The 21,954-nt window shown below is 62.1% G+C and carries 22 protein-coding genes; 9 read left to right on the top strand and 13 right to left on the bottom strand.

Annotated features, from left to right (window positions below):
* The first annotated feature begins 91 nt into the window (after positions 1 to 91).
* Positions 92 to 640: a tetratricopeptide repeat protein gene (locus LG385_RS00450; protein ID WP_181117410.1), complete on the top strand. Its 549-nt coding sequence runs from the start codon at positions 92 to 94 to the stop codon at positions 638 to 640.
* Position 641: 1 nt separating this feature from the next.
* On the opposite strand, the gene LG385_RS00445 is transcribed toward LG385_RS00450, so the two are convergent.
* Positions 642 to 968, bottom strand: coding sequence for a DUF1820 family protein (locus tag LG385_RS00445; protein ID WP_181117411.1), 327 nt, complete (start codon positions 966 to 968; stop codon positions 642 to 644).
* Positions 969 to 1,188: 220 nt separating this feature from the next.
* On the opposite strand from LG385_RS00445, the gene LG385_RS00440 reads away from it, so the two are divergent.
* The 4 genes from LG385_RS00440 to lnt are packed head-to-tail and all read left to right on the top strand — an operon-like array spanning position 1,189 to position 5,072.
* Positions 1,189 to 2,181, top strand: coding sequence for a PhoH family protein (locus LG385_RS00440; protein ID WP_181117412.1), 993 nt, complete (start codon positions 1,189 to 1,191; stop codon positions 2,179 to 2,181).
* Positions 2,174 to 2,647, top strand: coding sequence for an rRNA maturation RNase YbeY (gene ybeY / locus LG385_RS00435; protein WP_225771576.1), 474 nt, complete (start codon positions 2,174 to 2,176; stop codon positions 2,645 to 2,647). The genes LG385_RS00440 and ybeY overlap by 8 nt, the downstream gene beginning before the upstream one ends.
* A 35-nt stretch (positions 2,648 to 2,682) precedes the next feature.
* Positions 2,683 to 3,522, top strand: a complete 840-nt coding sequence (locus tag LG385_RS00430) for an HlyC/CorC family transporter (protein ID WP_181117414.1) — start codon at positions 2,683 to 2,685, stop codon at positions 3,520 to 3,522.
* Positions 3,523 to 3,530: 8 nt separating this feature from the next.
* Entirely contained in the window at positions 3,531 to 5,072 is a 1,542-nt protein-coding gene (lnt, locus tag LG385_RS00425; RefSeq protein ID WP_225771574.1) for an apolipoprotein N-acyltransferase, read from the top strand.
* Here the strand turns inward: lnt and LG385_RS00420 are convergent.
* Together LG385_RS00420 and LG385_RS00415 are read right to left on the bottom strand one after the other, a co-directional pair.
* A complete protein-coding gene (locus LG385_RS00420) occupies positions 5,066 to 5,827 on the bottom strand; it encodes a YdcF family protein (RefSeq protein ID WP_225771573.1) in 762 nt (253 codons plus the stop codon). The two genes, lnt and LG385_RS00420, sit on opposite strands and share 7 nt — an antisense overlap.
* 42 nt (positions 5,828 to 5,869) lie before the next feature.
* On the bottom strand, positions 5,870 to 6,178 hold the full coding sequence (locus tag LG385_RS00415) for a hypothetical protein (RefSeq protein ID WP_181117417.1): 309 nt from the start codon (positions 6,176 to 6,178) through the stop codon (positions 5,870 to 5,872).
* 215 nt (positions 6,179 to 6,393) lie between these two features.
* Here LG385_RS00415 and leuS point away from each other — a divergent pair, with 215 nt between their 5' ends.
* The 4 genes from leuS to LG385_RS00395 all read left to right on the top strand — a co-directional run bounded on the left by leuS (position 6,394) and on the right by LG385_RS00395 (position 12,100).
* Complete coding sequence (leuS, locus tag LG385_RS00410) at positions 6,394 to 9,000, top strand: leucine--tRNA ligase (RefSeq protein ID WP_225771572.1); 2,607 nt, start codon at positions 6,394 to 6,396, stop codon at positions 8,998 to 9,000.
* A 68-nt stretch (positions 9,001 to 9,068) separates the two neighbouring features.
* The gene (gene lptE, locus LG385_RS00405) at positions 9,069 to 9,674 is read left to right on the top strand and encodes an LPS assembly lipoprotein LptE (protein ID WP_225771570.1); all 606 of its coding nucleotides are present in this window, start codon (positions 9,069 to 9,071) and stop codon (positions 9,672 to 9,674) included.
* Between the two features lie 31 nt (positions 9,675 to 9,705).
* A complete protein-coding gene (gene holA / locus LG385_RS00400) occupies positions 9,706 to 10,743 on the top strand; it encodes a DNA polymerase III subunit delta (protein WP_225771568.1) in 1,038 nt (345 codons plus the stop codon).
* Positions 10,744 to 10,810: 67 nt separating this feature from the next.
* Positions 10,811 to 12,100, top strand: a complete 1,290-nt coding sequence (locus LG385_RS00395) for a lytic murein transglycosylase (protein ID WP_225771566.1) — start codon at positions 10,811 to 10,813, stop codon at positions 12,098 to 12,100.
* A gap of 70 nt (positions 12,101 to 12,170) precedes the next feature.
* Here LG385_RS00395 and LG385_RS00390 read toward each other — a convergent pair whose 3' ends face one another.
* The 10 genes from LG385_RS00390 to rlmH form a co-directional block, all read right to left on the bottom strand.
* A complete protein-coding gene (locus LG385_RS00390; protein ID WP_225771564.1) occupies positions 12,171 to 13,097 on the bottom strand; it encodes a S66 peptidase family protein in 927 nt (308 codons plus the stop codon).
* On the bottom strand, positions 13,094 to 14,104 hold the full coding sequence (lipA, locus tag LG385_RS00385; RefSeq protein WP_225771562.1) for a lipoyl synthase: 1,011 nt from the start codon (positions 14,102 to 14,104) through the stop codon (positions 13,094 to 13,096). Before lipA ends, LG385_RS00390 begins: the two co-directional genes overlap by 4 nt.
* Position 14,105: 1 nt before the next feature.
* Positions 14,106 to 14,756, bottom strand: coding sequence for a lipoyl(octanoyl) transferase LipB (gene lipB / locus LG385_RS00380; protein ID WP_181117424.1), 651 nt, complete (start codon positions 14,754 to 14,756; stop codon positions 14,106 to 14,108).
* A complete protein-coding gene (locus tag LG385_RS00375) occupies positions 14,756 to 15,031 on the bottom strand; it encodes a DUF493 domain-containing protein (RefSeq protein WP_181117425.1) in 276 nt (91 codons plus the stop codon). The genes lipB and LG385_RS00375 overlap by 1 nt, the downstream gene beginning before the upstream one ends.
* Before the next feature lie 81 nt (positions 15,032 to 15,112).
* Positions 15,113 to 16,273 (bottom strand): D-alanyl-D-alanine carboxypeptidase family protein, encoded by a 1,161-nt coding sequence (locus LG385_RS00370; protein WP_181117426.1) that lies wholly within the window; start codon positions 16,271 to 16,273, stop codon positions 15,113 to 15,115.
* Between the two features lie 126 nt (positions 16,274 to 16,399).
* Positions 16,400 to 17,407 (bottom strand): septal ring lytic transglycosylase RlpA family protein, encoded by a 1,008-nt coding sequence (locus LG385_RS00365; protein WP_225771560.1) that lies wholly within the window; start codon positions 17,405 to 17,407, stop codon positions 16,400 to 16,402.
* On the bottom strand, positions 17,407 to 18,417 hold the full coding sequence (gene mltB / locus LG385_RS00360; RefSeq protein ID WP_181117428.1) for a lytic murein transglycosylase B: 1,011 nt from the start codon (positions 18,415 to 18,417) through the stop codon (positions 17,407 to 17,409). Before mltB ends, LG385_RS00365 begins: the two co-directional genes overlap by 1 nt.
* Before the next feature lie 17 nt (positions 18,418 to 18,434).
* Positions 18,435 to 19,538 carry a rod shape-determining protein RodA gene (gene rodA / locus LG385_RS00355; protein WP_181117556.1) on the bottom strand — a complete coding sequence of 368 codons (1,104 nt, stop codon included), beginning with the start codon at positions 19,536 to 19,538 and terminating at the stop codon, positions 18,435 to 18,437.
* Positions 19,539 to 19,569: 31 nt separating this feature from the next.
* Complete coding sequence (mrdA, locus tag LG385_RS00350; RefSeq protein WP_225771558.1) at positions 19,570 to 21,465, bottom strand: penicillin-binding protein 2; 1,896 nt, start codon at positions 21,463 to 21,465, stop codon at positions 19,570 to 19,572.
* A gap of 20 nt (positions 21,466 to 21,485) precedes the next feature.
* Positions 21,486 to 21,953, bottom strand: a complete 468-nt coding sequence (rlmH, locus tag LG385_RS00345; protein ID WP_225771556.1) for a 23S rRNA (pseudouridine(1915)-N(3))-methyltransferase RlmH — start codon at positions 21,951 to 21,953, stop codon at positions 21,486 to 21,488.
* Position 21,954: the final 1 nt, after the last annotated feature.

Raw genomic sequence — 21,954 nt, 5'->3', positions numbered from 1 at the left:
CTTTGTAAGGTGTGACCGGCTTATTTCATAATGCGCACATTGTTATCCCGAGGGTGGCACCGCCCGCCCGCTCAGAGGTAAATCGATCCCCATGAACCGCACCGGCCGCGCCCTCGCCATGGGCTGCCTGTTGCTTCTCGGTCCGCTGCTGGCTCAAGCTGACGGCAATTCGTTGCTGGTGCCTGCCCCCAGCCGCTGTACCCTTGATACCGCTCCTGCTTCGCTCGCCCAAGCCGTTACGGCATGCCAGCAGGCGGCGGCAGGTGGGGACGCCCAGGCGCAGTACGAACTCGGCCGGTTCTATTACGACGGCAAGCAGACCGAGCGCGACCTCAATCAGGCCTTGAATTATTTCGAGCAGGCTTCGTTGCAGGGCAATGCCGACGCTCAGTATCACCTGGGGTTGATGTTTTTCCGGGGCGAAGGGGTGCCGGCCAACAATATCCAGGCCTATATCGTGCTGAAAATGGCGGCCGTGAACGGAGCCGAAGATGCACTGGACTCCGCCGACGAGGTGTCGGCTAGCATGAGCCACGAAGACCTCGAACGCGCTACCGAGGTGCTGGGGCAGATTTTCCGCAAATACCTGCTTGAGCTGCAGACCGCGGACGGGCGCACCCCCTTCGCTCCGCTTCCGTAGGCTATTTTTCGGGCAGGGGCACTGGGAACGGCATCACGTTGCCGGTCATTTTTGCGTCGGAAATCTTTGCGGTGCCCAGCCGCTCCACTTCATCGATCCGCACGATCGAATGCACCGGCACAAAGCTGCGGGTAACGCCTTCGAACTGAGCTTTAAGCTTTTCTTCGCCCGGATCAACGATCATCTGGGTACGTTCGCCGAACACGAACTCTTCTACCTCGAGAAAGCCCCACAGGTCGCTCTGGTAAATATGCCGGGCATACATTTCGAACACTTGGCCCTGGTTAAGGAAGATCACTTTGTAAATAGGTTCTTCGCGCTTGGTCATCGTAGGCAGGAGTAACAGCTGGAAAGAAAAAGGGCGCCGATCATACCACGCTGCCCTCTGCCCGATTCCACCGCTGGGTGCTTGCCGCGAAGCGCTCACGCAACTACCGTGACCCATTGCACCCCCGGTCGAGCGCGCCACGCGTTGCGCTTTCCCCTTCCCGGCTCTGGGGTTATCCTTGAGCCCAACTTCTCAGCCGTAGAGCGGCCATAAAACGACCTTGAACGCACCCATAGAACCCCATCGCTTCACCCTGGAGCCCTTCGAAGCTCGCCGTTTCGCCAACCTGTGTGGCCAATTCGACGAGCATTTGCGCCTGCTTGAGCAACGCCTGGATGTGGAAATCCGCAACCGGGGCAACCAGTTCGAGCTGATCGGCGACCCCGGGCATACCCACTCCGCCGAGCTTCTTCTGCGCCGCTTGTATCGGGAAACCAAGGCCACCGAGCTTTCGCCGGACCTGGTTCACCTGTTCCTGCAGGAATCGGCCGTTGAGCAGCTGGACGACCCGGCCAACAACGAGGTCGCGGTCACCCTGCGTACCCGCAAGGGCATGATCCGCCCCCGCGGGCTGAATCAGCAGCGCTATGTGAAGGCCGTGCTGGCCAACGATATCAACTTCGGTATCGGCCCGGCGGGCACCGGCAAGACGTATCTGGCGGTGGCGTGCGCGGTGGATGCGCTTGAGCGCGAACAGGTGCGCCGCATTCTGCTGGTAAGGCCTGCGGTTGAAGCCGGCGAAAAGCTCGGCTTCCTGCCAGGGGATCTCGCACAAAAGATCGACCCCTACCTTCGGCCCCTCTACGATGCCTTGTATGAAATGCTGGGCTTCGAACACGTGGCCAAGCTCATCGAGCGCCAGGTGATCGAAATCGCTCCGCTGGCCTACATGCGTGGCCGAACGCTGAACAACAGTTTCATCATCCTCGATGAAAGCCAGAACACCACCACCGAACAGATGAAGATGTTCCTGACCCGGATCGGCTTCGGCTCCACTGCGGTCATCACGGGGGACATCACCCAGGTCGACCTGCCCAAGGGCACTCGCTCGGGCCTGGCACACGTGATCGAAGTGCTCAAGGACGTACCGGGCATCAGTTTCACCCACTTCAAACCCAAGGATGTGGTCCGCCATCCGCTGGTACAGCGAATCGTCGAGGCCTACGAGCGGTTCGACGAGCCGAAGCCGCGGGACACCACACCCCATGGTTGAGCTCGACCTTCAGCAGGCCACTTCAATCCCGGTGCCCAGCGAGGCGAAATTCCGCCAATGGTGCGACCTTGCGCTACGCCAGCGCACGGCGGATTCGGAACTCACGATCCGCCTCGTTGACGAAGCGGAAGGGCAGATGTTGAACCGCACATACCGCCAGCGGGACTACGCCACCAACGTACTCTCGTTCCCGGCGGACGTGCCTGACGACATGCTGGACATTCCACTGCTCGGCGACCTGGTCATCTGCGCCGCAGTGGTAGAGCGTGAGGCATCGGAACAAGCCAAGGCGCCAGAGGCTCATTGGGCCCATATGGTGATCCACGGCTGCCTGCACCTGCTGGGCTACGATCACATCGACGATGAAGAGGCTGAAGAGATGGAAAGCCTGGAACGGGAGTTGCTTGCAGAACTCGGGCACCCGGATCCGTATGCTGAAACCGTCACTGCGCCCCCTACCCCCTAATCCGCTGTATCCAAGGAACACGAGTAAACAACGCCATGAGCGAAGATCGATCGAGCAACGGGCAAAGGTCCTGGCTGGAAAAAATCACCCAGGCTTTTGTCCATGAGCCCAAGAATCGTCAGGAGCTGCTAGAGCTTCTGCGCGAAGCCCACAGCAACAAGCTGCTGGACAGCGAAGCCTTGAGCATCGTTGAAGGCGCCATCCAGGTCGCCGACCTGCAAGTACGGGACATCATGGTTCCGCGCTCGCAAATGATCACCATCAAGGCCGTGCAAACGCCAAAGGACTTCCTGCCTTCGGTCATCGATGCGGCCCACTCGCGCTACCCGGTCATGGGCGAGAACCATGACGAAGTGCTCGGGGTATTGCTGGCCAAGGACCTGTTGCCGCTTATCCTCCAGGGCAGTACCGAAGGCTTCAACATCAAGGACCTGCTGCGCCCTGCCACGTTCGTGCCCGAGTCCAAGCGCCTGAACGTGCTGCTTCGCGAGTTTCGCGCCAACCATAACCACATGGCGATCGTGATTGACGAATACGGCGGCGTGGCAGGCCTGGTGACCATCGAAGACGTGCTTGAGCAGATCGTCGGTGATATTGAAGACGAGCATGACGTTGAAGAAGACAGCTACATCAAGCCGCTGCCCAGCGGTGACTTCCTCGTCAAGGCACTGACACCGATCGAAAACTTCAACGAGTTTTTCGACAGCGAATTCTCCGATGATGAGTTCGACACCGTGGGCGGCCTGGTCATGAGTGCTTTTGGACACCTGCCCAAGCGCAACGAAACCACCGTGATCGGTGAGTACCGTTTCCGCATCCTCAACGCCGACAGCCGGCGAATTCACTTGCTGCGTATTACCCCGATCAACCGCTAAGGACCTTCATGCGCTGGATTACCCACCCCGGCTGGCCCGGTAACCTGCTGGCCGCGGTGGCCGGCAGCCTGACCACTCTGGCCCTGGCCCCGTTCGATATCTGGCCGCTGGCGGTGCTGTCGCTGGCGCTGTTCTACCTGGGCCTGCGCGAGCTCAGCCCTCGCCAGGCGCTTCTGCGCGGCTGGTGCTACGGGTTTGGCACCTTCGCCGCGGGTACCAGCTGGATCTACGTCAGCATTCATACCTATGGCGGGGCTTCGGCACTGCTGGCGGGTTTGTTGATGTTCGGCTTCATTGCCGGGGTAGCATTGTTTTTTGCCTTGCCCGCCTGGCTGTGGGCGCGGCTGCTGCGTCGCACCTACGCTCCTCTGGCTGACTCACTGGGGTTTGCGGCGCTGTGGGTCGCCCAAGAGGCCTTCCGGGGCTGGTTCCTTACTGGTTTTCCCTGGCTGTACGCGGGATATAGCCAGCTGGATGGGCCGCTGGGAGGGTTGGCGCCTGTCGGCGGCTTGTGGCTGGTGTCGTTCTGCCTGGCACTGACCGCCGCGATCCTTTGCAACCTTGCGCGCATGCGTCAATACAAGGCCGCTCTGGTTACCGCTCTGGTGCTGCTTGTGTCCCCCTGGCTGGCCGCCTACAGCCTTCAAGGCCATGCCTGGACAGCGCCTGCAGGCAAGCCTCTGAGCGTTGCCGCGCTGCAAGGCAACATTGCACAAAGCCTCAAATGGGACCCGGCGCAGATCGACGACCAATTGGCGCTCTATCAGGACCTCACGCTGAAGGCGCGCCGTACCGACTTGATCATCTGGCCGGAAACGGCAGTGCCAGTGTTATTGGACAATGCCAGAGGTTACCTGGACCGCCTGGGTGATTTCGCCACCAGTCGGCAGTCGGCCTTGATCACGGGTGTACCGATTCGCCAAGAAGTACGGCACGAACGCCGCTATTTCAATGGAATCACCGTGGTGGGCGCGGGCGAAGGGACCTACCTCAAACAGAAACTCGTGCCATTCGGCGAATATGTCCCATTGCAGGACCTGCTCAGGGGCCTGATTGCGTTCTTTGACCTGCCGATGTCCGACTTTGCCCGCGGCCCGGCGGATCAGCCATTGCTGCAGGCCAAGGGCTACGAAATCGCTCCGTTCATTTGCTATGAGGTGGTGTATCCCGAGTTTGCCGCAGGTATGGCTGCACGCAGTGACCTGTTGCTGACGATCAGTAATGACACCTGGTTCGGCACCTCGATCGGCCCCCTCCAGCACTTGCAGATGGCCCGGATGCGCGCACTGGAGGCCGGACGGTGGATGATCCGGGCCACCAACAGCGGTGTCACTGCGTTGATCGATCCTCAAGGCCGGATCACCGAGCAGCTGCCGTCGTTTGAACCAGGCGTAATGTATGGGGACGTTGTGCCCATGAGCGGGCTTACCCCTTACCTTCACTGGCGTTCATGGCCGCTGATCTGCCTCTGCACGCTCATCTTCGGTTGGGCACTGTGGCAGCGTTCCAGGGCGCGCCGGCAGGTGTTTACCACCACACCGGCTCAATAAAACAGGCGGTAGCCCAACTGGCCGATCGCCTCGTTCAATAGCTGGCTGTTCTGCCAGAACGCCTTGGCATCGGGCACCCACCCCCCGAAGGGGCGCCCGGTGCTGCGGCTCAGAAAGCCTACCGGCGCGCTGACCACTTGCAGGCCGGCGCGCTCGAAGCTCCAACGCGCCCGCGCCATGTGCCAGGCCTGGGTGACTACCACTACCTTGCTGATGCCCTGCGCCTTGAGCAGCGCAGCACTGAAGGTAGCGTTCTCCCAAGTGGTACGGCTCTGTGGCTCGAGCCAGCGTGTGCTCATGCCGAAATCACGCTTGAGCGACCTGGCCATGATCTCGGCCTCGCTCGGTGGCTCGCCGTAATGAAGGCCGCCCGAGGTCATGAGGGGCAGGCCGCTGGCCCGGGCCAACGTTGCCGCGTAGCGCATGCGTTCAAGCGCGATCCCGGTGGGCTGGTCTTCACCGTCCCAAGCCGGGTCGCCACGCTCCCGCCCGGCGCCCAGCACCACGATCACTTCACCCTGCTGTGCCAGGTTTGCCCAGGCAGCTATCGGCAAGACGGGCTCTGTCTCAAGCACACCTGCTGCCGTTTGGGTCACCACCGGCAGGCTCATGGCGATCAGCCCCAGCAGGCCTGCCGCAAAACACCCTGTTGCCAGGCGCGGCGCGCGGCGGCGAAGCAGCCAACCCAGCAGCAACAGGATGATCAGCAGGCACGGCGGGTAAAAGAGTTGTTTGAGGAAGTAACGCAAAAACATCGGGCACCGCTCGCTGGTTGGGTGCCCGAATCGTAACAGGATCTACTCGAACGTCATCGCCTGGGCGCTGCCCCGGTTGCCCCGCCGGCGCCTGTCCTTGAGCCACGCCACGTTGCTGGCCCGCTCGACGATCGGGCGGGCCGGCGCGGATTGCACGCTGGCGGCGCTTGCATGCAGATAGGCACTGAGCCAATCGAATTCAGCGCGGCTCAGGCCTTTGAGCTCGAGCTCGGCCGGCACTTCCTTGCGCAGGTGAACCGAGGTGCGCGCAGCGTCCAGCGCCAGGCCCAGGCGGTCGATCAAGCGTTCGTAAAGCTCCGGTTTAATGGCTGTGAGATGTGTTTCCACCATCCGCTCACCTCTCTGCTGACGAAACTTCTTGCCCCACACAACAGCTTAGCGTCACCCGCCCCGCCAGCTTGGCGCCGCGACCAACGGAGGCTCAGGCGCAATCAGCGTTTCACGGCCCCCCGGGGGTCATGTATGCTACGGCGTTCATCAAGACACTGGATCGTTGGCCGCTGCGCACGTCAGCTCGTCACTCACTTCCCCAGCAAAAAGTAGCCATGCACGAACACTACCAGCCTCGCGAAATCGAAGCCGCCGCCCAGGCTTTCTGGGATGCGCAAAAGTCCTTTGAAGTCAGTGAAGAGCCCGGCAAGCCGACCTACTACTGCCTGTCCATGTTCCCTTACCCCAGCGGCAAGCTACACATGGGGCATGTGCGCAACTACACCATTGGCGATGTGATCGCTCGCTATCAGCGCATGCTGGGCAAGAACGTGCTGCAGCCCATGGGCTGGGACGCCTTCGGCATGCCGGCAGAAAACGCGGCGATGAAGAACAACGTCGCGCCTGCCAAATGGACCTACGAAAACATCGCCTACATGAAAACCCAGCTCAAAAGCCTGGGCCTGGCGATCGACTGGTCGCGCGAAGTCACTACCTGCAAGCCGGACTACTACCGCTGGGAACAGTGGCTGTTCACCCGCCTGTTCGAAAAGGGCGTGATCTACCGCCGCAACGGGACCGTGAACTGGGACCCGGTCGACCAGACCGTGCTCGCCAACGAGCAGGTCATCGACGGCCGCGGCTGGCGTTCCGGGGCTGTGATCGAGAAGCGGGAAATCCCGATGTACTACTTCAAGATCACCGCCTACGCCGAAGAGCTGCTGCAAGGCCTGGACGACCTGCCGGGCTGGCCCGAGCAGGTCAAGACCATGCAGCGCAACTGGATCGGCAAGTCCAAGGGCATGGAAGTACGCTTCCCCTATGATCAGGCCTCCATCGGCGAAGCTGGCGTGCTCAAGGTGTTCACCACCCGCCCCGACACCTTGATGGGCGCGACCTATGTCGCCGTGGCCGCCGAGCACCCGCTGGCCACCCTCGCCGCGCAGAACGACCCTGAACTGCAGGCCTTCATCGCTGAATGCAAGGCCGGTAGCGTCGCCGAGGCTGACGTCGCCACCCAGGAGAAAAAAGGCCGTGCCACCGCGTTGTTCGTGGAACACCCGCTTACCGGCGAGAAACTCCCTGTATGGGTGGCCAACTATGTACTGATGCATTATGGCGACGGCGCCGTGATGGCAGTGCCGGCCCACGACGAACGCGATTTCGAGTTCGCCACCAAGTACAACCTTCCGATCAAGGCCGTGGTGCGCACCAGCGCCGGGGACACTACCCCTGCCCCTTGGCAGTCCGCCTATGGCGAGCATGGCCAGCTGATCAACTCTGGCGAGTTCGACGGGCTGGACTTCGAGGGCGCGTTCGATGCAATCGAAGTCGCGCTGCTGAAAAAAGAACTTGGCCAATCCCGGGTGCAGTACCGCCTGCGTGACTGGGGTATCAGCCGCCAGCGCTACTGGGGCTGCCCGATCCCGATCATCCATTGCGACGGCTGCGGCGACGTTCCCGTCCCCGAAGACCAGTTGCCCGTGGTTCTGCCTGAAAACGTGGTACCCGACGGCGCCGGTTCACCCTTGGCTCGCATGCCCGAGTTCTACGAGTGCACCTGCCCGCGCTGCGGCCAGGCTGCCCGTCGTGAAACCGACACCATGGACACCTTTGTAGAGTCGTCCTGGTACTTCGCGCGCTATGCCTCGCCGAACTATACCGGCGGCATGGTGGACCCAGCCGCGGCCAATCACTGGTTGCCGGTCGATCAGTACATCGGGGGCATCGAGCACGCCATCCTGCACCTGCTGTACGCGCGCTTCTTCCACAAGCTGATGCGCGACGAAGGCCTGGTCACCTCGGACGAGCCCTTCAAGAACCTGCTCACCCAGGGCATGGTGATCGCCGAAACCTACTTCCGCACCGAAGCCAACGGCGGCAAAACCTGGTTCAACCCGGCGGATGTGGATCTTGAGCGCGATGCCAAGGCCAAGGTCATCGCCGCCACACTGCGCAGCGATGGACTGCCGGTGGAGATCGGCGGCACCGAGAAGATGTCCAAGTCCAAGAACAACGGCGTCGATCCTCAGTCGATGATCGACCAATTCGGCGCCGATACCTGCCGCCTCTTCATGATGTTCGCTTCGCCGCCTGACATGAGCGCCGAATGGTCCGATGCGGGCGTAGAGGGCGCCAACCGCTTCCTGCGTCGCGTATGGCGCCTGGCTCAGGCACATGTGGCACAGGGCTTGCCAGGGCCGCTGGACACCGCCGGGCTCAACGATGGCCAGAAAATCGTGCGCCGGGCCACCCACCTGGCCATCCGCCAAGCCAGCCAGGACGTAGGCCAGCACCACAAGTTCAACACGGCCATTGCTCAGGTAATGACGCTGATGAACGTGCTCGAAAAAGCCCCACAGGCCGATGCGCAGGATCGAGCGTTGCTCCAGGAAGGGCTTGAAGCCGTGGTTCTGTTGCTCGCGCCGATCACACCTCACCTTTCACATGACCTGTGGCATCACCTGGGCCATGCGCAAGCCATAATCGACGCCGCCTGGCCTGCCCATGACGAAGAAGCACTGGTGCAGGACACCCTCACGCTGGTGATTCAGGTGAACGGCAAGCTGCGGGGCCAGATCGATATGCCGGCCGGTGCAAGCCGCGAAGAGATCGAGGCCGCCGCGCGCAGCAACGAGAATGTACTGCGCTTTACCGAAGGCCAGACCATTCGCAAGGTCATCGTGGTGCCAGGCAAGCTGGTCAATATCGTCGCCAACTGATCCCCGGCCTCGCGGGCGCCATGCGCCCCGAGGCGCGTCGGCTAAAAAGGTTTGAAGGAGCAACAACCATGATCGTACGTAACCTGCTGGTACTGGGGCTCGCCACGCTGCTGAGCGCCTGCGGTTTCCAGCTGCGCGGCACCGGCACCAATGAAATGGGCATCAAGGAGCTGAACGTCAAGGCTCGCGATGCTTACGGCACTACCATTACCGACCTGCGTGCCGCACTCGAGCGCAGCGGTGTTCAAGTCGTGGCCGGCGCGCCCTATACGTTGACGCTTACCGACGAGCAGGAAGAAAACCGTAGCGCCACCTACAGCGGCTCGGCGCGCACCTCGGAAGTGGAGATGACCCTGCGGGTGGATTACACCATTACCGGCAGCCAGCAGCGTGTACTGCTGGACGACCACATGGATGTGCAGAAGATCTACGTGCATGACAGTAACAACCTGACCGGTTCGGATCAGGAAGCCACCCGTGTACGCACCGAAATGCGACGGGAGCTGATCCAGCGCATGATGCTGCGCCTGAGCCAGCTCACGCCGGCCGAGCTGCAAAAGCGTCAGGCCCAGGCGGATGCCAAGGCCGACGCCGATGCCGCTGCAGAAGCTGAAGCGCAGCGCATCCGCGACGAAACCCCGCAACAGTCCCCGATGGAAATGCCCACCAAGTGATCCTGGTTGCCAGCTCCCGGAGGCCCCTGCGTTGAAACTGCCTCCGGCCCAGCTGGGCAAGCACTTGCAGGGCCCTCTGGCATCCATCTACGTAGTCAGTGGTGACGAACCGCTGCTATGCCAGGAGGTTGCCGATGCCATCCGGGCCGCGGCCCGCAAGCATGGCTTCGATGAGCGGCAGGTATTCAATGCCGATGCCAGCTTCGATTGGGGCGGCCTGCTCCAGGCTGGCGCCAGCCTCTCCCTTTTCGCCGAAAAACGTCTGCTCGAGCTTCGCCTGCCTGGCGGCAAGCCCGGTGACAAAGGCTCGGCAGCACTGCTCGAATATGCGGCACGCCCTGCCGAGAACACGCTGCTGTTGATCAGCCTGCCCAAGCTGGACGGCAGCACACAGAAAAGCAAATGGGCGTCGGCCCTTATCAATGCTCCCCACTCGCAGTTCATCCAGGTGTGGCCGGTGGATGCGAACCAGCTGCCCCAATGGATCAACCAGCGCCTGGCGCAGGCTGGCCTGTCGGCGCATCCCGATGCGGTAGAGCTGATCGCTGCCAGGGTGGAAGGCAACCTGCTCGCTGCCGCCCAGGAAGTGGAAAAGCTGAAGCTGCTTGCCGACGGCAATCAGGTAACCCTCGAAACCGTGCAGGCGGCGGTCGCTGACAGTGCGCGCTTCGATGTATTCGGGCTGGTGGACGCGGTGCTGGCCGGTGACGCCACGCATGCGCTGCGCATCCTTGAAGGGCTGCGGGGCGAAGGCGTGGAAGCGCCGGTCATCCTCTGGGCGCTGGCCCGCGAACTCCGCACGCTCGGCGGGGTAGCGCAACTATCCAGCCAGGGTGTGCCACTGGATAAAGCCTTCAGCCAGATGAAACCGCCTGTGTGGGACAAACGCCGCGCACTCGTGGGCAAGGCCATGCAACGTTACCCGGCGGCACGGTGGAACCTTCTGTTACAAGATGCCCAAGGCCTGGACGCGCAGATCAAAGGGCAGGCGCCGGGCTCGGTGTGGACAGGGCTTTCCCGGCTCACGCTACTGATGGCCGGTCAACGTTTCGCACTGCCCGCGCAATAGCCCCTTGGCGGCCCCCAGCCTCGGCGTGTTAAGGTTTTCCAACACTTACATATGCCTGGGCAATTGCATGTTTTTTCGCCGTATCTGCCGTCGTCGCTCCAGCCGGATCATTGCTGCCTCCAGCCTGTTTGTTCTCGCCGCCTGCTCGGAAACCCCCACCGCCGCCGATGCGCTGCCAACCAGCCCAGCCACCGGCGTCGTTGCCGTTGCCGCTGATGCAGAGCCCGCGCAGTCCTTCGAGCAGTGGCAGGCGGCATTTCGTGCCCATGCGCTTCAGTCCGGCATTCGTACAGAGGTTTTCGACAGCGCCTTCACCGGCGTAAGCCCAGACCCGTCGGTGATTACGGCAGATCGAAGCCAGCCGGAATTCACCCGGCCGGTGTGGGAATACCTCGACAGCGCCATTTCGCCTATACGGGTACGCAAGGGCCAGGCACTTCTTACCCAATATGCCGACGTGCTGCAGCGCATCGAGCAACGCTATGGCGTTGACCGGGAGGCACTTGTTGCTGTGTGGGGCATGGAAAGCAGCTTCGGCCAGTTCCAGGGTGACAAGTCGGTGATTCGCTCGCTGGCTACCCTGGGTTATGAAGGCCGGCGGCCAGGTTTCGCTCAGGAGCAGCTGGTAGCGGCGTTGCAGATCCTGCAAAACGGCGACATCGACCCCGCGCATATGCTGGGGTCCTGGGCCGGGGCTATGGGCCAGACCCAGTTCATTCCCACCACCTATAACGCCCATGCCGTGGACTTCGACGGTGATGGCCGGCGCGACATCTGGAACAGCGCGGTGGACGCCCTGGCCTCGACTGCGCAATACCTGCAAGCCTCCGGCTGGCAGCATGGTCAGCCCTGGGGCCTGGAAGTGCAGGTTCCCAGCGGGTTCGACTACGCCCAAGCGGATGGCAGCCTGCGCAAGCCTATCGCTGAATGGCTTGCTCAAGGCGTGAAGCTCGCGCCCGGCACCTCCTTGCCGCCTACCCTTGGCCAGGCCCAGGCTAACCTGTTGTTGCCAGCGGGCTACCGCGGCCCCGCTTTCCTGGTGCTAGACAACTTCCGAGCCATCCTCAGATACAACAATTCGTCGTCCTACGCGCTCGGCGTAGGCTTGCTATCGCAGCGCTTCGAGGGGGGTGGTTTCGTTCAAGGCAGCTGGCCCAAGGATGACCTGCCGCTCAGCCGTTCCGAGCGTATCGAGTTGCAAACCCTGCTGAGCGCAGCTCAATACGACGCGGGCACACCTGACGGCATCATCGGCAGCAATACCCGCAAAGCCATACGCGCCGCCCAGCAGGCACGTGGCTGGCCCGCGGATGGCTACCCCACGCATAAGCTGCTGGAAAGCCTGCGCGGCATGTGAGCGCGGCGAAGCCCGCGAACATAGGCGCTAATGCCTGGTCGCGACCTTCCCGAAGCTTAAAATGTGGAGGTTAGCGGGTAATCGATTGCGCCAGGGTAAGCCGCTGGCTATCGGCATCCAGCACCACCCGTGCCCCCAGGGGCAGGGTGAGGTTGGGATTGCAATGGCCACTGCGCCAGCCAGCCAGTATCGGTATCTCCAGTTCGGCAAAGGTCGCCTTTACCAACTTGAACAGCGGGCCAAGCTCGACCTTGGCCACATCGCCCAGCAGCACACCGCGCAGCCCAACGAACTTGCCCGCCAGCCGCAGCTGATTCAGCGTGCGGTCGATGCGGAACAGGGGCTCGTTCACGTCTTCGATAAACAGCACCGCGCCGTCGGTACCGATCGGCCAGGGCGTGCCTAGCGAAGCGCCGATCATCGTGAGGTTGCCACCCACCAAGCGGCCCTCGGCTACGCCGGGGTGAAGCGTGGTCAAAGGCCAGTCCAGCGGGTGATGAATGCAATCCCCCTCCCCCAGTTCGCCCCGCAGCATCTGCAGCAGCAGTGTTTCAGTCGGTGCCAGGCGGGGGGTAAGCAGGTCCGGGCGCATCATGGGGCCATGGAAGGTGATACAGCCGGTTTCGAGCAGAATCGCCTGGTGCAGGGCGGTAAGGTCACTGTACCCCACGAACGGTTTGGGGTTGTTCGCGATCAGGGAGTAATCAATCTGGTCGAGCAAGCGAGGGCTGCCATACCCCCCGCGAACGCACAGGATGGCTGCAATGTCGGGGTCGGCAAAGGCTGCATGCAGGTCGTCGAGCCGCACGGCATCGCTGCCAGCGAGGTAACCCGTGGCCTGGGGTACGCCAGGAAAAATCTTGAGGCGGTAACCATGGCGCTCCGCCCAGGCATGGGCGGCGCCGTGGTCGAACTCTGCAGGGCCGGCCGGTGCGATCAGCCCCAGGCAATCGCCAGGGAGCAGCGCCGGTACCGGCTGGCCGAAGGCGCCGGTCAAAGCTTGATCTTCGCCTCGTGAGCTTGCTGGTCCGCATGGTACGAAGAGCGTACCAATGGCCCGGAAGCCACGTTCTTGAAGCCCAGGCGGTACCCTTCCTCGGCGAACCAGGCGAAGGTGTCCGGGTGCACGAAACGCTGCACTGGCAAGTGGCTACGGGAAGGCTGCAGGTACTGGCCAAGCGTCAACATGTCGATGTCATGCTCGCGCATCTTGTGCATGACTTCGATCACTTCCTCGTCCGTCTCGCCCAGGCCGAGCATCAGGCCGGATTTGGTCGGTACCGTGGGCACGCGCTGCTTGAACTTCTGCAGCAGGTCCAGGGACCATTCGTAGTCCGAACCCGGGCGGGCGGCGCGGTAAAGGCGCGGTACGGTTTCCAAATTGTGGTTGAACACGTCTGGCGGTTCCTGCGCGGTGATGTCCAGCGCAACGTCCATGCGGCCGCGATAGTCAGGCACCAGGGTTTCCAGCTGGATACCTGGAGAGAGCTTGCGGATTTCGCGCAGGCAGTCAGCGAAATGCTGTGCACCGCCATCGCGAAGGTCATCGCGGTCTACCGAGGTGATCACCACATACTTCAGGCGCAGGTCGGCAATGGCGACGGCCAGGTTATGAGGTTCGTCCACATCCAATGGCTTTGGCCGGCCGTGGCCCACATCGCAGAAGGGGCAGCGGCGGGTACAGATGTCGCCCATGATCATGAAGGTGGCGGTGCCGCCGGAGAAACATTCACCCAGGTTCGGGCACGAAGCTTCTTCGCACACGCTGTGCAGCTTGTGCTTGCGCAGCAGTTGCTTGATACGGTCGACTTCCGGCGAAACAGGAATGCGTACGCGAATCCAGTCCGGTTTTTTTGGAAGTTCTTCGGTGGGGATGATCTTCACCGGGATGCGGGCCACCTTGTCGGCGCCTCGCAGCTTCACGCCCGCCTCTACCTTTTTCGGCGCCGAAGCCTTTTGAATCGCGGCCTCTGGGCTGGCGACGGTGTCTTGCGCAGTAGTCATATCAGTCGATTCCGCCCGTGAGGGTCGTCTGCTCAGCATAATCGAGGTGTTCGACGAGCTGCGCGCGCAGCCGGGCACTTACCTCGGAAAGTTCTGCACCGGGCGCATGGTCGGCCAGTTGCGTCATGGCAAGGCCGGCGTAGCCGCACGGATTGATTCTCTGGAAGGGGCGCAGGTCCATGTCAACGTTCAGCGCCAGGCCATGGAACGAACGACCGTGGCGGATGCGCAACCCCAACGAGGCAATCTTCGCCCCATTCACATACACACCGGGCGCGTCCGGCTTCGCCGCGGCGGTTACACCGTAACTGTGGAGCAACGCCACGAGCGCGTTTTCGATCCGGGTAACGAGTTCCCGCACCCCGAAGCCCCGCTCGCGCAGGTCAAGCAACAAGTAGGCGACCAACTGGCCGGGGCCGTGGTAGGTCACCTGGCCTCCACGGTCGACCTGCACCACCGGGATATCCCCCGGCAGCAACAGATGCTCGGCCTTGCCAGCCTGACCTTGTGTGAACACCGGTGGGTGTTGCACCAGCCACACCTCGTCGCCCACATTACGCTCGCGGGCTTCGTCGGTGACCCGGCGCATCGCCTGCCACACGGGCTGGTAGGGTTTCAGGCCGAGCTCGCGAAAGCCCAGGCAACCGGGCATCAAAGCACCATGTGCACGAAGCCGGTGGCCCGCAACGCGCTGTTGATGTCGCGCAGCTGCTCCTGGCCGGTAGCAATGATATGCAGCTGCACCGTGGTGTACTTGCCATTGCTGCTTTGCCGCTCCGCCAGGGTTTTTATGTCCACCTTGGCATATTTGGCGAGGATCTCGATGACCGCATCCTTGAACCCCACGACGGTGTCGCCGATCACCTTGATCGGGTAGTCGGGGCAAGGAAACTCAATGATATGAGACTTTACATCTGTGTCTGTCATGGCAGTGACGGCCTCATCAAGCCGTGGAAAAAAGCTACCCCTCCCGCAGCCGGAGGCTGGGGAGGGGTAACCGACGGTTCGTCAGTTGAACAAGCCGTAGAAGAATAGACGAATGCTATCCCACAACCGACGGAAGATGCCACCCTCCTCGACGGAGTCCAGGGCAATCAGGTCCTTGGTTTCAACTACCTTGTCGCCGTTCTTCACTTCCACCTTGCCGATCACCTGGCCTTTTTCGATAGGCGCGGTGAGCTGCGGGTTCATGGTCATGCTCGCTTGCAGGTTCTTCAACTGGCCGCGTGGCAGGGTCATGGTGAGGTCTTCGGCCAAGCCAGCCTTCACTTCATTGGTGGTGCCTTTCCAGACCGGCGCCTTGTTCAACTCGGTGCCTGCCTTGTAGAAGGTCTGGGTTTCGAAGAAGCGGAAACCGTACGTCAGGAGCTTCTGGGTCTCGGCCGCGCGGGCCTGCTCACTGTTGGTACCGAACACCACGGCAATCAGGCGGGTGCCGTCGCGTACCGCCGAAGCCACCATGCAATAGCCGGCTTCCTGGGTATGGCCGGTTTTCAGACCATCCACGGTCTTGTCGCGCCACAGCAGCAGGTTGCGGTTAGGTTGCTTGATGTTGTTCCAGAAGAACTCTTTCTGCGAGTAGATCGCGTAGTGAGCAGGGTCTTCATGAATGATCGCGCGGGCCAGGATGGCCATGTCATGCGCCGAGGCGTAGTGATCCGGGTTCGGCAGGCCGGTCGGGTTCATGAAGTGGCTGTTGTCCATGCCCAGCTTCTTGGCCGTGGCGTTCATCATGTCGGCGAAGGCATCTTCGCTGCCCGCGATGTGCTCGGCCAGGGCGACTGTGGCATCGTTGCCCGACTGGATGATGATCCCGTGGAGCAGGTCACTCACGGTCACCTGCGACCCCACCTTGATGAACATCCGCGAACCGCCGGTGCGCCAGGCGTTCTCGCTGACGGTCACCAGATCGTTCTCGCCGATTTGCCCGCGGCGAATTTCCAGCGTAGCGATATAAGCCGACATCAATTTGGTCAGGCTGGCCGGAGGCAGCCGCTCATCGCCATTGCTGTCGATCAGAACGTTGCCGCTGGACGCCTCCATCAGCACATAGGCGCGCGCCGCCAGTTGAGGCGCGGCAGGTACCATCTGGTCGGCAGCCCACGCGGTGGGGGAAAGCAGCAAGGGAACAAGCAGGCACAGGCGTTTGGCAAAGTTGGTGATGTTCATCCGTCTCTCGAGATTACTGATGGCACAGGCCCTGTGGGCAAATCTTTTCAAAGCCTTGTCAGGGCTTACGTGGGTGCCGTCCATGGCGCACGCTCGCAGGGAGCATGAAGCAATACAGGTGGCGGGTCAGTCCGCCGTGACCATGCTCGGCGAGCCGAGGTTGGCCAGGCGAATGCTGTTCTGCACCTGCTGGGCTTCATCCTGGGTTCCGATCGGCCCCAGCCGAACGCGATAGAGCGTTTGCTGGTTGCGAACCGTAGGGCTGGTAAAGGCCGGGGCCTTGACCATGGTACTCAGCTTCGACCGTAGCAGCTCGGCAGCGTCCGGGTTGGCGAAGGCTCCCACCTGGAGATAGAGGCCAGTTGCCTGCGCAGAAGCGTTTTTTTTTGGGTCGATTGCGACCGGAGCAGCCGCCGAGGCGTGTTGCTGCGGTGGCGGGGTATATTGTTCGATGGTGCCGGTGGCCGGGGTAAGCGCCGGACGCGCCTGGGCCACTTGTATCGCTGGCTGCTGCAGCACCATGGGCGCCGGCCGGCCGCGCTGGGCCCACCATTGCTGTGGGTCGATCCCTTCTACCTTCACCCGGGCCGTACCGGTTTCGGCATAGCCGAGCTTTTTCGCCGCGGCATAGGACAGGTCGATGATGCGATCAGAGTAGAACGGCCCGCGGTCGTTAACGCGCAGGATCACGCTGCGGTTGTTATCCAGGTTGGTCACACGCACGTAGCTGGGCAGCGGCAGCGTTTTGTGGGCCGCGCTCATGCCGTAGAGGTCGTACACCTCACCATTGGCGGTGTTCTGCCCGTGAAACTTGGTGCCATACCAGGACGCCGTGCCTACAGCCACATAGTTGCTGGCATCCGGTATAGGGAAGTAGGTCTTGCCCAGCACGGTATAAGGGTTGGCCTTGTACGGCCCGGTGTGCAGCGTAGGAATCGCATCGGGAATACGGGAAACATCCACGTCCCACCAGGGGGCGCCGTCCTTGTGGGCACGGTTGATGTCCAGGCCGGGTTGCGCACGCACCGTATAGGTAGGCTCGGGCGAACGGCTGCTGGAGCAGCTGGCCACCAGCAGTGCCACCGCTCCATAGAGCGCCAGTTTCAGTGATGTGCGAAACGGCAAAGCCCGCATTACTTGGTGCCCCGTGCTTGAACCAGCATTTGCGACAGTTGGTGAACCGCCATCGCGTACATCGCGCTGCGGTTGTAGCGCGTGATGACGTAGAAGTTCTTCAGGCCCATCCAGTACTCCGGCCCGGCCTCTCCATCCAGCTTGAACGCAACGACTGGCAAGTCATCGCGGAGCGCATCATGACTCGACCAGCCCAGCCCTCGCAACTCTCCAACGGTTTTCGTAGGGTCCAGGCCAGGGCTCAGCCCTTCATCGGCACGAGCGCCTCGTACGTCGGCGCGGCTGACCACAGGCTCGCCGGCCACCCAGCCATGCCGGGAGAAATAGCTGGCCACGCTGCCGATAGCGTCGGTGGGATCGCTCCAGATATTGATGTGGCCGTCACCGTCGAAATCCACGGCGTAGGCGCGGAAGCTGCTGGGCATGAACTGCGGCAGGCCCATCGCTCCGGCATATGAGCCCTTGAGCGTCATTGGGTCGACCTGTTCGTCACGGGCCAACAGCAGGAACTCGCGTAGCTCCTTGCGGAAGAAGTCGGCGCGTGGAGGATAGTCGAAGCCCAGGGTGGACAACGCATCGATCACCCGATAGTTGCCGGTGTTACGGCCGAAGAAGGTTTCCACGCCGATGATCGCAACGATCACCTGGGCGGGCACGCCGTATTCCTGCTCGGCGCGGGCCAGCGCGGCTTCGTGTTGGCGCCAGAAGTCCACGCCCCGGGCGATACGGGCATCGGTGATGAAGATAGGGCGATAGTCTTTCCAGGGTTTCACGCGCTCGGCGGGCCTGGAAATGGCGTCGAGGATTGCCTGCTTGCGCTCCACTTCGCGGAACACGCCCATCAGTTGTTCACCGGCAAAGCCATAGTCCCGGGTCATCTCGCCTACGAACTCCGCCACCTGCGGCGACCCTTCGTAGTCACCTGCCACAGACGAGGCGGGCGTACCAAGGATGCCAGCCAGGCCGACCCAAGGAGCGTATCGAGCGACCCAGCCGCGCATTGCTTGCATTGAAATCTTCACCTTATTCAAACCTGAGCGATCCACTTGCGATGGGTATGGATCGACATCAAAACCCCAAACGCTGACAGTAGCGTCACGAGCGAAGTTCCGCCGTAACTAATGAAGGGCAAGGGCACGCCAACCACTGGAAGAAGGCCACTTACCATGCCGATGTTCACGAACACATAAACGAAGAACGTCATTGTCAGGCTACCCGCCAGCAGCTTGCCGTAGAGGGTTTGCGCCTGAGCGGTGATCACCAGCCCACGGCCAATGAGCAGCAGATAGATCAGCAGCAAGGCACAGATGCCCACAAGGCCGAACTCTTCGCCGAGGACCGCGATGATAAAGTCCGTGTGGCTTTCAGGCAAAAAATCCAGGTGCGACTGGGTACCCAGCAGCCAGCCCTTGCCAAACACCCCACCCGAGCCGATCGCAGCCTTGGACTGGATGATGTTCCAGCCCGTACCCAGCGGATCGCTTTCGGGATCGAGGAACGTGAGAATCCGCTGCTTCTGGTAGTCGTGCATGATGAAGAACCACATGGCGACTGCAACGGGCACCGCGGCTGCAATCACGCTGAGTATCCAGCGCCACCGCAGGCCGGCCATGAACAGCACGAATGCACCCGAAGCAAGGATCAGCAAGGAGGTGCCCAGGTCGGGCTGGCGCACAATAAGCACGAATGGCACGCCGATCAAGGCGAGGCTGATTGCAACATGTTTAAGGTGCGGCGGCAGGGTTCTCTTGGAGAGGTACCAGGCAATGGTTGCCGGCATGATGATTTTCATGAACTCCGAGGGCTGAAAGCGTATCACCCCCGGAATGTTGATCCAGCGTGTGGCTCCCATGGCGTTATGGCCCATTACGTCTACCACCACCAGTAGCACCACCCCGATCACATAGGCGAGCGGCACCCATCGCGCCATGAACCTGGGCTCCAGTTGGGCGATGACGAACATGGACACCAGGCCGATCCCGAAGGACGTGGCCTGTTTGATCAGCAGGTCCCAGCTTTTCCCGCTGGCTGAATACAGCACGAACAGGCTGCCGCTGGCCAGGGTAAGCAGCAGGATCAGCAAGGGGCCATCCACGTGGATACGCTGCAGGAAGGTGGCGCGGCGGCGCATCACGTCTTCGCTGGACAGAATACGGTCGAAATTATTCTTCACGGGCGGTTACCTCAGGTGCCGACGCGCTGGCGTACTGCGGTTTCAACCGACCGTCCGGGCCGAGCAGCCAGGCGTCCATTACCTGGCGCACCACCGGGGCCGCCACGCCAGAGCCCGACTCGCCGTTTTCCACCATCACGGCCACAACGATTTTGGGGTTGTCTGCTGGCGCGAAGCCCACGAACAGCGCGTGGTCGCGATGCCGTTCCTGGAGTTTGTTGCGGTCATAGCGCTCGCCCTGGCGGATCGCGACCACCTGAGCGGTACCGCTCTTGCCGGCAATGCGGTACACCGAGCCTATCGCCGCCTTGCGCGCGGTACCCCGGGCGCCCTGCATCACCTGCTCCATACCGTGTGTAACGCGTGCCCAGTCGCTTGGGTCGCGCAGTACGATATCGGGCATGGGTGAAGGATCTTTCGGCGGCTGATTCTCGATGGTCCGCGCCAGGTGTGGGCGGTTCCACCGGCCCTTGTTGGCGATCAACGCGGTCGCCTGGGCAAGTTGCAACGGCGTGGCCTGCATGTAGCCCTGGCCGATCCCCAGGATGAGGGTTTCACCGGGGAACCACGCCTGCCGGCGGGTGATGCGTTTCCATTCACGCGAAGGCATTAGCCCGGGCGATTCTTCGAACATGTCCAGGGAAACCTTTTGGCCTATGCCGAAGCGAGACAGGTAGTCGCCCAGGCGGTCGATGCCCAGCTTGTGCGCCAGGTCATAAAAATAGGTGTCGTTGGAGCGCATGATCGCGGTGTCGAGGTCGACGAAGCCGTCACCGCTGCGGTTCCAGTTACGGTACTTGTGGTCATAGTTGGGCAGGGTGTAATAGCCGGGATCGAACACGCGGCTGGAAGGTGTGATCACGCCGCTGTCGAGCCCGGCGATGGCCACCGCAGGCTTGATGGTCGAGCCGGGCGGGTAAAGGCCTCGCAGCACGCGGTTGAACAGCGGGCGGTCGATAGAGTCGCGCAGCTCGGCGTAGGTCTTGAACGGAATGCCAGTGACGAACAGGTTAGGATCGAAACTGGGCTGACTGACCATGGCGAGCACCTCGCCATTGCTCGGGTCCAGCGCGACGATGGCCCCGCGGCGCCCGCCAAGCGCCGCCTCGGCAGCCTCTTGCAGCTGGATATCCAGCGTAAGCACGATGTCCTTGCCAGGCACGGGGTCGGTGCGCTTGAGCACCCGCAGCACCCGCCCGCGGGCGTTGGTTTCTACCTCTTCATAACCTACCTGCCCATGCAGCTCGGGTTCGTAGAAGCGCTCTATACCGGTTTTGCCGATCTGATGGGTGCCGCTGTAATTGACCGGATCGAGCACCTTGAGCTCTTTCTCGTTGATGCGGCCCATGTACCCCACGGAGTGTGCAAAATGCGCCCCCTGCGGATAATGCCGGGTGAGCTGGGCGACTACCTCCACGCCAGGCAGGCGGAACTGGTTCACCGCAATGCGCGCAATCTGCTCTTCGGTCAGTTCCTGCATCACAGGCACCGGCTCGAACGGCCGCCGGCCCTGCCGCATACGCTTCTCGAACAGCGTACGGTCCTCGGGGGTGAGCTCCAGTACTTCCACGATCAGGTCGAGAATGCCTTCCCAATCCCCGGCGCGTTCGCGGGTCACGCTCAGGTTGAAGCTGGGCCGGTTGTTGGCAATGATCACCCCGTTACGGTCGTAGATCAGGCCCCGGCTTGGCGGGATCGGCTGTACGTGGACGCGGTTGTTCTCCGACAGGGTGGAGTGGTACTCGTACTGCACCACCTGCAGGAAATACAGCCGCGCCACCAGCACGGCAATCAGCACCACCACCGCTATCGCGCCCACGACCACGCGCCCACGCACAAGGCGGGCGTCTTTTTCGTGGTCCTTGAGGCGGATCGGCTGGGACATCGAAGAGGGCTTTGTAAGGCTTATTTATGGTAGGGATGGCCGGACAATACCGTCCACGCCCGATAGACCTGCTCGCCGATCAGAATGCGCACCAGCGGATGCGGCAGGGTAAGCGCCGACAACGACCAGCGTTGGTCCGCCCTTGCGCACACCTCGGGCGCCAAGCCCTCGGGCCCGCCCACCATGAAGTTCACGGTGCGCGCATCCAGGCGCCAGCGGTCCAGTTCGGTAGCCAGCTGCTCGGTGCTCCAGGGCTTGCCGTGCACTTCCAGGGTAACCACGCGTTCGCCAGGCTGAACCTTGGCCAGCATCGCTTCGCCTTCCTGACGGATCAGGCGGGCCACATCGGCATTCTTGCCGCGGGTATTGAGCGCAATTTCCACCAGCTCAAGCGGCAGTTCCGCCGGCAAGCGCCGAGCGTACTCCTGCCAGCCCTCTTCCACCCATTTCGGCATGCGCGAGCCGACCGCGATCAGACGCAGACGCACA

This window comes from Pseudomonas sp. Marseille-Q5115, assembly GCF_916618905.1.
GTDB lineage: Bacteria > Pseudomonadota > Gammaproteobacteria > Pseudomonadales > Pseudomonadaceae > Aquipseudomonas > Aquipseudomonas japonica_A.
Note: the sequence above shows the minus strand (reverse complement) of the source record. Positions and strands in the feature narration are given on the sequence as shown.

Excerpts from the sequence above, each read along its gene's own strand:
- LG385_RS00450 (WP_181117410.1), top strand. The coding sequence starts at position 92 with ATGAACCGCACCGGCCGCGCCCTCGCCATGGGCTGCCTGTTGCTTCTC.
- LG385_RS00445 (WP_181117411.1), bottom strand. The coding sequence starts at position 968 with ATGACCAAGCGCGAAGAACCTATTTACAAAGTGATCTTCCTTAACCAG.
- ybeY (WP_225771576.1), top strand. The coding sequence starts at position 2,174 with ATGGTTGAGCTCGACCTTCAGCAGGCCACTTCAATCCCGGTGCCCAGC.
- LG385_RS00430 (WP_181117414.1), top strand. The coding sequence starts at position 2,683 with ATGAGCGAAGATCGATCGAGCAACGGGCAAAGGTCCTGGCTGGAAAAA.
- lnt (WP_225771574.1), top strand. The coding sequence starts at position 3,531 with ATGCGCTGGATTACCCACCCCGGCTGGCCCGGTAACCTGCTGGCCGCG.
- LG385_RS00420 (WP_225771573.1), bottom strand. The coding sequence starts at position 5,827 with ATGTTTTTGCGTTACTTCCTCAAACAACTCTTTTACCCGCCGTGCCTG.
- LG385_RS00415 (WP_181117417.1), bottom strand. The coding sequence starts at position 6,178 with ATGGTGGAAACACATCTCACAGCCATTAAACCGGAGCTTTACGAACGC.
- leuS (WP_225771572.1), top strand. The coding sequence starts at position 6,394 with ATGCACGAACACTACCAGCCTCGCGAAATCGAAGCCGCCGCCCAGGCT.
- lptE (WP_225771570.1), top strand. The coding sequence starts at position 9,069 with ATGATCGTACGTAACCTGCTGGTACTGGGGCTCGCCACGCTGCTGAGC.
- LG385_RS00395 (WP_225771566.1), top strand. The coding sequence starts at position 10,811 with ATGTTTTTTCGCCGTATCTGCCGTCGTCGCTCCAGCCGGATCATTGCT.
- lipA (WP_225771562.1), bottom strand. The coding sequence starts at position 14,104 with ATGACTACTGCGCAAGACACCGTCGCCAGCCCAGAGGCCGCGATTCAA.
- lipB (WP_181117424.1), bottom strand. The coding sequence starts at position 14,756 with ATGCCCGGTTGCCTGGGCTTTCGCGAGCTCGGCCTGAAACCCTACCAG.
- LG385_RS00375 (WP_181117425.1), bottom strand. The coding sequence starts at position 15,031 with ATGACAGACACAGATGTAAAGTCTCATATCATTGAGTTTCCTTGCCCC.
- LG385_RS00370 (WP_181117426.1), bottom strand. The coding sequence starts at position 16,273 with ATGAACATCACCAACTTTGCCAAACGCCTGTGCCTGCTTGTTCCCTTG.
- LG385_RS00365 (WP_225771560.1), bottom strand. The coding sequence starts at position 17,407 with ATGCGGGCTTTGCCGTTTCGCACATCACTGAAACTGGCGCTCTATGGA.
- mltB (WP_181117428.1), bottom strand. The coding sequence starts at position 18,417 with ATGCAAGCAATGCGCGGCTGGGTCGCTCGATACGCTCCTTGGGTCGGC.
- rodA (WP_181117556.1), bottom strand. The coding sequence starts at position 19,538 with ATGCGCCGCCGCGCCACCTTCCTGCAGCGTATCCACGTGGATGGCCCC.
- mrdA (WP_225771558.1), bottom strand. The coding sequence starts at position 21,465 with ATGTCCCAGCCGATCCGCCTCAAGGACCACGAAAAAGACGCCCGCCTT.